The sequence below is a fragment of the Janthinobacterium sp. OK676 genome, from assembly GCF_900103595.1.
Taxonomy (GTDB): Bacteria; Pseudomonadota; Gammaproteobacteria; order Burkholderiales; family Burkholderiaceae_D; genus Janthinobacterium.
Map to the genome: position 1 here is coordinate 20,373 of NZ_FNHA01000022.1, position 9,354 is coordinate 29,726.

Annotated in this window: 9 protein-coding genes; 4 read left to right on the forward strand and 5 right to left on the reverse strand. The window is 62.7% G+C overall.

The features are described 5' to 3' along the window. Positions 1 to 7: 7 nt before the first annotated feature. From BLU39_RS27665 to BLU39_RS27680, 4 genes are all read left to right on the forward strand, one after another. A complete protein-coding gene (locus BLU39_RS27665) occupies positions 8 to 847 on the forward strand; it encodes a carbohydrate ABC transporter permease (RefSeq protein ID WP_034777925.1) in 840 nt (279 codons plus the stop codon). A gap of 10 nt (positions 848 to 857) precedes the next feature. Beyond that, on the forward strand, positions 858 to 1,991 hold the full coding sequence (locus BLU39_RS27670; protein WP_092719586.1) for an ABC transporter ATP-binding protein: 1,134 nt from the start codon (positions 858 to 860) through the stop codon (positions 1,989 to 1,991). Positions 1,992 to 2,081: 90 nt separating this feature from the next. Further along, entirely contained in the window at positions 2,082 to 3,317 is a 1,236-nt protein-coding gene (locus BLU39_RS27675) for a maltoporin (protein ID WP_092719590.1), read from the forward strand. A gap of 99 nt (positions 3,318 to 3,416) precedes the next feature. Beyond that, complete coding sequence (locus tag BLU39_RS27680) at positions 3,417 to 4,445, forward strand: ParB/Srx family N-terminal domain-containing protein (RefSeq protein WP_217635121.1); 1,029 nt, start codon at positions 3,417 to 3,419, stop codon at positions 4,443 to 4,445. Between the two features lie 69 nt (positions 4,446 to 4,514). Here BLU39_RS27680 and BLU39_RS27685 read toward each other — a convergent pair whose 3' ends face one another. The 5 genes from BLU39_RS27685 to BLU39_RS27705 form a co-directional block, all read right to left on the reverse strand. Continuing rightward, positions 4,515 to 5,624, reverse strand: a complete 1,110-nt coding sequence (locus tag BLU39_RS27685; protein WP_070303050.1) for an ABC transporter ATP-binding protein — start codon at positions 5,622 to 5,624, stop codon at positions 4,515 to 4,517. Positions 5,625 to 5,633: 9 nt separating this feature from the next. Continuing rightward, on the reverse strand, positions 5,634 to 6,503 hold the full coding sequence (locus tag BLU39_RS27690) for a carbohydrate ABC transporter permease (RefSeq protein ID WP_070290751.1): 870 nt from the start codon (positions 6,501 to 6,503) through the stop codon (positions 5,634 to 5,636). Then, positions 6,500 to 7,384, reverse strand: coding sequence for a carbohydrate ABC transporter permease (locus BLU39_RS27695; RefSeq protein ID WP_086140640.1), 885 nt, complete (start codon positions 7,382 to 7,384; stop codon positions 6,500 to 6,502). Before BLU39_RS27695 ends, BLU39_RS27690 begins: the two co-directional genes overlap by 4 nt. A gap of 112 nt (positions 7,385 to 7,496) precedes the next feature. Continuing rightward, positions 7,497 to 8,750 (reverse strand): ABC transporter substrate-binding protein, encoded by a 1,254-nt coding sequence (locus BLU39_RS27700; protein ID WP_034757604.1) that lies wholly within the window; start codon positions 8,748 to 8,750, stop codon positions 7,497 to 7,499. A gap of 244 nt (positions 8,751 to 8,994) precedes the next feature. Beyond that, positions 8,995 to 9,354 (reverse strand): carbohydrate porin (locus tag BLU39_RS27705; RefSeq protein ID WP_139178508.1); only part of this gene is annotated, 360 nt, incomplete at its 5' end.

The window sequence follows — 9,354 nt, forward strand, 5'->3', positions numbered from 1 at the left end:
GGCCGCCATGCGCAACGTTTCCACCCGCCCCCTGGGCCGCGCCGCCGTGCATGCGATCCTGGCCGGCTACACCATCATCGCCCTGTTTCCCATCGTCTTGATCCTGATCAACTCAGTCAAGACGCGGGCCGCCATCTTCGACAATCCGCTGGCCTTGCCCACGCCCTCGACCTTTTCGCTCGTGGGCTTTCACAAGGTGCTGGCCAATTCCGACTTCCTGCTGTACTTCGGCAACAGCCTGTTCGTCACCCTGCTGTCGCTGCTGCTGATCGTGCTGTTCGGCGCCATGGCGGCCTGGGCCTTGTCCGAATACACGTTTACGGGCAACCGCCTGCTGACCCTATACCTGGCGCTGGGCATCATGATTCCCATCCGCCTGGGCACGGTCTCCATCCTGGAACTGGTGGTGCGGCTCGACCTGATCAACACCTTGAGCGCGCTGGTGCTCGTGTACACGGCGCAGGGCCTGCCGCTGGCCGTGATGATCTTGTCCGAATTCGTGCGCCAGGTGCCGCGCGAACTGAAGGATGCGGCGCGCTGCGACGGCGTGGGCGAGTTCGCCATCTTCTTCCAGGTAATCCTGCCCCTGATCCGCCCGGCCATCGCCACGGTGGCCGTGTTTACCATGATTCCCGCCTGGAACGACCTGTGGTTCCCGCTGATCCTGGCGCCATCGGACCGCACCAAGACGGTCACCCTGGGCGTGCAGCAATTCATCGGGCAATACGTGACGGACTGGAACTCCGTGCTGGCCGCGCTGTCGCTGGCCGTCATTCCCGTGCTCGTCATGTACGTCATTTTCTCTCGTCAACTGATCCGCGGCCTGACGTCCGGCGCGGTCAAATAATAGGTGCGCCATGGCCCATGTAAGCCTGCAACAACTGACCAAATCCTACGACGGCCACAGCAATGTGCTGGCCGGCATCGACCTCGACATCCGCGACGGTGAATTCGTCGTGCTGGTGGGTCCTTCCGGCTGCGGCAAATCGACCTTGCTGCGCATGCTGTGCGGCCTGGAAAGCATTTCGCAAGGCACCCTGTCCATCGGCGGCAAGGTTGTCAACGACTTGCCGCCGGCCGAACGGGGCATCGCCATGGTCTTCCAGAGCTATGCGCTGTATCCGCACATGAGCGTGTACCGCAACATGGCGTTCGGCCTGAAGATCGCCGGCGCCAGCAAGGACGCCATCGCCCGGCGCGTGCGCCACGCGGCCGCCATCCTGAAGATCGACCACCTGCTGGAACGCCTGCCGCGCGAACTGTCGGGCGGCCAGCGCCAGAGGGTGGCCATCGGCCGCGCCATCGTGCGCGAACCGCAGCTGTTCCTGTTCGACGAGCCGCTGTCTAACCTCGACGCGGCCCTGCGCGTGCAGACGCGCCTGGAAATTGCCAAGCTGCACCGCCAGTTGAACGCCACCATCGTGTATGTGACGCACGACCAGGTCGAGGCGATGACCCTCGGCGACAAGATCGTCGTCATGCATGGCGGCCATATCCAGCAGGCGGGTACGCCTTTGGAGCTGTACCAGCAGCCGGCGAACCGCTTCGTGGCCGGTTTCATCGGCGCGCCGATGATGAATTTCTTCGAAGGCAAGGTCGTCGCCGCGCAGGACGATGGCGTGCGCGTGGCGCTGTCCAGCGGCCAGGCAATCACGGCCCTCGTCGATCCGGCCGGCCTGCTGCCGGGCGACGCCGTCACGGTGGGCTTGCGGGCCGAACACATCCTGGAAAACGGCGACGGCAGCGCCCGTTTCCAGGGCGTCGTCAGCCTGGTGGAACACCTGGGCGAAGCCAACTTCATTTACCTGGCGCTGGACAACGGCCAGGAACTGGTGATACGCGGCGACGGCAACAACCGCGTGCCGCTGGGCCAGCCGTTCACGGTCTCGGCCGCCAGCAGCGCCTTTCATTTGTTCGACGCCCAAGGCGTGGCGCGCACGCGGCGCCAGCCCGGCAACCTGATTTCATCGAAACAGATATTGGCCGCCTGAGCTTTCCGCCCAGGCAGCTCCCCGATTGGATCGGCAGCGATCCGGTACGACGTGCCCAAGCACGCATTTTGATAACGACAAGGAGACTTCATGCAACACCCGATCAAGACCTCGCTGGCCCTGGCCTGCGCCATGCTGCTGGCCTGCGGCGCCGCCCACGCCAGCGATGCCGAAGGCGAATACCACGGCTACTTCCGCGCCGGCCTCGGCTCGAGCACGGACAGCCGCGGCCCGCAAAGCTGCTACGGCCTGGGCGGCAACACCATGCGCTACCGGCTCGGCAACGAATGCGACACCTATGGCGAGTTCGAATACCAGAAGGAAATGGCCAAGTCGCCCAATGGCGTCAGCTTCGTCGGCCATATCATGGTGGCCGCCTACACGCCCAGCTCCGCCGTCAGCGATTCGGAACTGAGCATGTCGAAGATGTACGTGGAAGCGAAAAACATCGAAATCCTCAACGGCGGCACGGCCTGGATCGGCAAGCGCTACTACATGCGTCCCGACATCCACATGTTGGACTTGCAATACATCAATATGAACGGCACGGGCGGCGGCATCGACCAGTACAAGCTGGGGCCGGGCCGCATCAGTTATGGATTCTTCAAGGATAACGACAAGCCCGGCAACTCGGCCATCCGGCAAAACCTCGTCTACCAGGGCATCCCCATCAACCAGGATGGCACGCTGGAAGTGCTGACCACCCTGATCACGCCCGACAAGAAGGACAGCACCTCGCACAGCGGCTGGCAAGCCACCGTGCTGCACAAGCAGGATAAGGTATGGGGCGGCGCCAACACCTTCGGCATCCAGTACGGCGTCGGGCCGGGCACGGGCGCCGGCGGCCAGTGCTGCGACCGCATGGGCACGACGGGTTCGATCCGCAACGGCAGCGACGTCACGCGCTTGCGCATCTTCAATTCGCTGTGGATACAGCCGACGCCGGAATGGAGCGCGGAAATGATTGCCATCGTGCAGCGCGACAAGTCCGACGCCACGGGCGGCAGTTCGACCTGGACCTCCCTGGGCGTGCGCCCCGTGTATGCCGTCAACGACAACTTCAAGCTGCAGTTCGAACTGGGCACGGACCGCGTGACCTCGCCCACGGGCGGCGCCGCGCAGCGCCTGACCAAGCTGACCTTCGCGCCCACCCTGACGGCGGGCAAGGGTTACTGGTCGCGTCCCGAGCTGCGCGCCTTCGTCACCTACGGCAAATGGAACGACGCCGCCACGGCCGCCGTCAACAAGGCCAATGAATCAGGCCCCGTGTACGGCAACGCCACCAGCGGCACCTCGTTCGGCCTGCAAGTGGAGACGTGGTTTTAAGAAGCAGTCTTGAGATGGCGCAGTGCATGCGCCTGTCGAACTGCGCGAAATCGCGTGCCGCGCTATGCTGCACGCCATACCGTTTACTTCGGAGGTCGCATGCACGCCGCATTTCCCCGGGCCGCCGCCGCGCTGGCCCTCGCTTTCGCCAGCATGGCCTGGGCCCGCGACGCCGTCGTCGCGCCGGCACAGGTCCTGAGCGCGCGCCAGCAGGCGCTGACGGCCACCGTCGTGGGCAGCGCCGCCCATCCGCGCATCCTGCAAGTGAGCCTGGCTGAACTGCATCCGACCCAGCCGGCCATCGGCTACGACCAGGTGTATTACAAGCTGGGACGCTATGCGGCCGAAGAAAAGCACATCGCCGACATCGCCAAGCCGAAGAAATTCGCCGACCTGTGCGAAGCCAATGGCCAGGGCGATGTCTTGCCCAATACGGCCAATGTGCCCGGCGCCACGCTCAGCGCACCGCCGGCCGGCTACCGCTGCAAGGCGGCCGTGGGCAGCCGTCCGGACGACATGAAGACCGTCGTCATCGGCCCGCGCGGCATCGTGTACCTGACCGATGGCCACCACACGTTTTCCACCTTCCGCGATGCCGATGGCGGGCGCAATCAGCAATTGAAGGTCTGGGTCAAGGTCAGCGACAATTTCAGCGCGCTGGACGAAGCGGCGTTCTGGGCCCGCATGCGCGAGGAAAACAAGGTGTGGCTGAAAAATGGCCGCAACCAGGCCATCACGCCACAACAGCTACCGTCCGCCATCGGCCTGGATTCCTTGGGCGACGACCCGTACCGCTCGCTCGTCTACTTTACGCGCGGGGTAGGCTACGAGCCGCCTGGCAAGGCCACGGAATTTCTCGAGTTTTACTGGGCCGACTGGCTGCGCGGCATGCCGGCGATGGACCTGGCGCGCGTCGACCTGCGCGATCCGGTCGCGTATGCGAATACGATCCTGCTGGCCGCGCAGGCGATGACGGCGCTGCGGCCCGGCGATATCGTCAGCGGCGGCAAGAGCGCGCGCGAGCTGGGCGCCCTGCCGGAAGTCAGCCGCGAAGCATTCGATGAGCTGATCGACGACAAGGGCAAGCTGCGCCACGCCATCGCCTATAAAAAATCGCTGGCGCAATAAGCGGCTGCGTAAACGGCAACGGCCCGCCTGTCATGCGACAGGCGGGCCGTTTTCTATTGCTGGTGCAGCTTAGGCGATGCGCTCGCCGTTGGCCGGATCGAACAGGGCCGCTTTCGACAGGTTGAACGACAGCTGCATGGTCTGCCCCGGCAGCACGGCTTCGCGCGGATGCGTGCGGCAGGTCACGGCGGCGCCGTTCAGGCGCGTCGTCAGCAAGGTGTCGGGACCGGTCGGCTCGACCAGGTCGATCAGGCAGCCCAGTTCCTGGCCCACGTCGCCGTGCGCGCTGCTCATGTCCGTGATCTGTTCCGGACGCACGCCCAGGATCACGTCGCGGCCCGCATAGCTGCGCAGCTTGTCTGCGGCGAACGGCAAGGCCAGGCGCAGGCTCTTGCCCGCGTTCTCGATGGCGACAAACACCTCGTTGCCTTCGATGACAGGCTTGACGGTGATGAAGTTCATCGACGGCGAGCCGATGAAACCGGCCACGAACAGGTTGGCCGGATTGTCGTAGATTTCCTGCGGCGTGCCCAGTTGCTGCACCACCCCGTCCTTCATGACGGCGATCAGGTCGCCCATCGTCATCGCCTCGATCTGGTCATGCGTGACGTAGACGATGGTCGCTTTCAGGCGCTGGTGCAGCAGCTTGATCTCGGCGCGCATTTCCACGCGCAGCTTGGCGTCCAGGTTCGACAGCGGTTCGTCGAACAGGAACAGCGACGGCTTGCGCGAAATGGCGCGGCCCATGGCGACCCTCTGGCGCTGGCCGCCCGACAGCTGCGCCGGACGGCGATCCAGCAAGTGCGTGATCTGCAGGGTTTCGGCGACGCGGGCGACGATTTCTTCCTGCTCCGCCTTCGGCACTTTTTTCACGTTCAGGCCGAACGCGATGTTTTCGCGCACCGTCATCGACGGATACAGCGCGTAGGACTGGAACACCATGGCGATGTCGCGGTCCTTCGGCGGCAGGTCGTTGACGACCTTGCCGTCGATGAGGATTTCGCCGGACGTGACGCTTTCCAGGCCGGCCACCATGTTGAGCAAGGTCGACTTGCCGGAGCCGGAGCCGCCGACGAGGATCAGGAACTGGCCATCCTTGATCTCGATGTCGATGCCCTTGAGGACTTCGACGCCATTCGTGTACACCTTGCGGATGCTGCGTATCGATAAACTGGACATATTCTTTCCTTAACCTTTGACTGCGCCTGCGGTCAGACCGCGCACAAAATAACGGCCTGCGACCAGATAGACCAGCAGGGTCGGCAGCGCGGCAATCACCGCGGCGGCCATGTTGACGTTGTATTCCTTCACGCCCGTGGACGTGTTGACCAGGTTGTTCAAGCCCACCGTGATCGGCTGCGAATCGCCGCTGGCGAAGACGATACCGAACAGGAAGTCGTTCCAGATCTGCGTGAATTGCCAGATGATGCAGACGACGAAAATCGGACCCGAAATCGGCAGCACGATCTTGCGGAAGATCAGGAAGAAGCCGGCGCCGTCGATGCGGGCCGCCTTGATCAGTTCTTCCGGCACGCCGATGTAGTAGTTACGGAAGAACAGGGTCGTGAACGCCGTGCCGTACACCACGTGGACGAAGACGAGGCCCGTGGTGGTATTGGCCAGGCCGAATTCGCCCAGCAGGCGCGCCATCGGCAGGATCACCACCTGGAAGGGAATGAAGCAGCCCACCAGCAAGGCGGCAAACAGGATTTCCGAACCACGGAAGCGCCAATGCGCGAACACATAGCCGTTGAAGGCGCCCAGGAAGGTCGAGATCAGCACGGCGGGAATCACCATCTTGATCGAGTTCCAGAAGAACGGCTGCATGCCGTCGCAGGTGACGCCCGTGCAGGCCGAAGACCAGGCCTTGGCCCAGGAATCGAACTGCCACACGTGCGGCAAGGCCAGCAGGTTGCCGCTGCGGATCTCGTCGAGCGACTTGAACGACGTCGACAGGGTCACGTACAGGGGCACGATGTAGTACACCGCGAACAGAATCAGCAGCAGGTATACCACCACCCGTCCGAGGGTGAGGCGATTATTTCGTGTAGGTGTCATCTCATCGCCTTTGCGCTGCGCGTTTCCAGGTACATCAGCGGCACGAGCACGGCCACGATGGTGGCCAGCATCATCATTGCCGATGCCGAGCCCAGGCCCAGCTGGCCGCGGGTGAAGGAAAACTGGTACATGAAGATGGCCGGCACGGACGACGAATTGCCAGGTCCGCCAGCCGTCAATGCGATGACCAGGTCGAAGCTCTTGATGGCGATGTGCGCGAGGATCAGCAGCACGCTGAAGAACACGGGACGCATGGCGGGAATCACGATGCGCCAGTAGATCGTCGGCAAGGATGCGCCATCGACTTGCGCCGCCTTGATGATCTCGTCATCGATGCCGCGCAGGCCGGCCAGGAACAGGGCCATGACAAAGCCCGACGACTGCCACACGCCGGCGATCACCACCGTGTAGATGGCCATGTCGGAGTTCACCAGCCAGTCGAAGGTAAACGAGGTCCAGCCCCAGTCGTGCATGACCTTTTCCAGGCCCAGGCTGGGATTGAGCATCCATTTCCAGGCCGTGCCGGTGACGATGAAGGACAGCGCCATCGGATACAGGTAGATGGCGCGCAGCGCGCCTTCGGCGCGGATTTTCTGGTCCAGCAGGATGGCCAGGAACAGGCCGATGGCGATGCTGCAACCGATGAACAGGACACCGAAGATGCCCAGGTTCTTGAGCGAGGTCCACCAGCGCTCGTTGTCGAACAGCTCGATGTATTGCACCAGGCCGGCGAACTCGTAGTTCGGCATCAGCCGCGATTCGGTCAGCGACAGCCAACCGGTCAAAAAGATAAAACCATAGACGAATACCAGACTGGCGATGAGCGTGGGGCCCAACACCATCTGCGGTATCCATCGGTCGAATTGCTTGCGTATGGACATAGGAGAGCCGTAGAGAGAACTGCGTGTGGCGCCGGCCTGGTCGAAGCCAGGGCGGACGCCTGCGATGCATGCAATGCAGCGGGCGCCGGCGAGCGTGCCGGCGCCGTCGTGATTACTTCACTTTTGCCGCTTTGGCCAAGGCTGCAACCGCGTCTTTCGAGCTCATGTTGGTGTTCATGAACTTGGCGATGACGTCGGTCACGGCGCCTTGCGTGGCCGATGGCAGCGCCATGCCGTGGGCGAACGATGGCACCAGGCCGCCGGACTTGTTGGTGGCGTCCATGTCTTCCATCGATTTCAGGGCGCAAGCGTCAAACTTGTCCTTCGATACGCCGGAACGCACAGGAATCGAACCCTTGTTCAGGTTGAAGATCGACTGGAACTTCGGATTCATGATGGCGTTGGCCAGGGCGATCTGCCCTTTCTTCGCATTCGCATCCTTTTGCGTGAACATGGCAAACGAATCGATGTTGAAGGTGTAGGCCTTGTCCGTGCCAGGAGCGGCCACGCACAGGTAGTCCTTGCCCGGCACCTTGCCAGCGGCCGTGAACTCGCCCTTGGCCCAGTCGCCCATGAACTGGAAGCCGGCCTTGTTGTTGATGACCATGGCGGTGGCCAGGTTCCAGTCGCGGCCTGCCGCATCCTTGTCGATGTAGGTCTTCACCTTACCCAGGGTGTCGAACACCTTGAGCATGGTCGGGCCGGTCAATTCCTTCTGGTCCAGCTTGAGGATGGCTTTCTTGTAGAACTCGGTGCCGCCCACGCCCAGCGCGACGGACTCAAACACGGTGGCGTCCTGCCAAGGCTGGCCGCCGTGGGCGATGGCGATGCCGCCCGATTTCTTGATTTTCTCGGCCGCGTCGAAGAACGCATCCCAGGTGGTCGGGGTGGTGGCCACGCCGGCTTTTTTCAGCACTTCCGGATTGACCCACATCCAGTTGACGCGGTGGACGTTGACGGGAGCGGCAACGTAATGGCCCTTGTATTTCATGATGTCGGCGACGACTTTCGGCAGCACGGCATCCCATTTGCCAGGAATGGCGGCATCATCGATATTGGCCAGCACGCCTTCAGCGCCCCACTCCTGGATCGATGGGCCCTTGATCTGGGCGGCCGTCGGCGGGTTGCCGGAAATGACGCGGGTTTTCAGCGCGGTCGCGGCGTTTTCGCCAGCGCCGCCAGCCACGGCGAAATCTTTCCAGCCGAAGCCGCTTTCCTTCACGATTTGCTGCAACTGGCCCACGGACTTCGCTTCGCCGCCAGAGGTCCAGTAGTGCAACACTTCCACGTCGGTTGCAAAAGCGCTGCCGGCGAATGCCAGGGTGGTCAATGCGGCCAGTTGGGTAATCTTGAATTTCAGTTTCATCTCCACATTCCTTTTTTGATCAAGCTTTTAGGGGGCTTCGGCATACGGGGGCCGAAAAAGGTGAAATCTGCGCCTGTACCGGCGCTCTTGTGCTCAGACCCGATTGCAAACGGGCATCATCTTGGTGTAAAGACGGCGCCGTGATCCGTAACATGACTACATTACATTTATATCACGGGACGGCGCCAAAAACGCATCCGCGAAGGATGCGCCAGGTTGATCTAGACTTACGACGCCTGCAAACTTAGAACCAGGTTTCCACTTGGAAACCGTAGGAGGTGCCGCTGGTATTGTTGTTGTAGATCGGGCCGCCGTTGTTCGACGCATTGACCGAGGCGGTCGCCGCATCGTTCCACTTGCCGTACGTCACGAAAGCGCGCAGTTCAGGACGCGACCACAGGCCAGGACCGGCCGAGATCGTCGGGGCGATCGTCAGCTTGGTCAGGCGCTTGGCCGGCAGGCCGCCCGCTTGCGTCACGCGGTCCGTGCCCAGTTCGCCCACCAGCTTGAAGTTGTTGGTGAACGCGTACACGGGACGCACGCCGACCGAGGTCCAGGTCGAGGAACCGGTGGCGTTCGACTCGTCTTTTTGCCACAGGGCGAC

Excerpts from the sequence above, each read along its gene's own strand:
- BLU39_RS27680 (WP_217635121.1), top strand. The coding sequence starts at position 3,417 with ATGCACGCCGCATTTCCCCGGGCCGCCGCCGCGCTGGCCCTCGCTTTC.
- BLU39_RS27690 (WP_070290751.1), bottom strand. The coding sequence starts at position 6,503 with ATGACACCTACACGAAATAATCGCCTCACCCTCGGACGGGTGGTGGTA.
- BLU39_RS27665 (WP_034777925.1), top strand. The coding sequence starts at position 8 with ATGCGCAACGTTTCCACCCGCCCCCTGGGCCGCGCCGCCGTGCATGCG.
- BLU39_RS27685 (WP_070303050.1), bottom strand. The coding sequence starts at position 5,624 with ATGTCCAGTTTATCGATACGCAGCATCCGCAAGGTGTACACGAATGGC.
- BLU39_RS27700 (WP_034757604.1), bottom strand. The coding sequence starts at position 8,750 with ATGAAACTGAAATTCAAGATTACCCAACTGGCCGCATTGACCACCCTG.
- BLU39_RS27695 (WP_086140640.1), bottom strand. The coding sequence starts at position 7,384 with ATGTCCATACGCAAGCAATTCGACCGATGGATACCGCAGATGGTGTTG.
- BLU39_RS27675 (WP_092719590.1), top strand. The coding sequence starts at position 2,082 with ATGCAACACCCGATCAAGACCTCGCTGGCCCTGGCCTGCGCCATGCTG.
- BLU39_RS27670 (WP_092719586.1), top strand. The coding sequence starts at position 858 with ATGGCCCATGTAAGCCTGCAACAACTGACCAAATCCTACGACGGCCAC.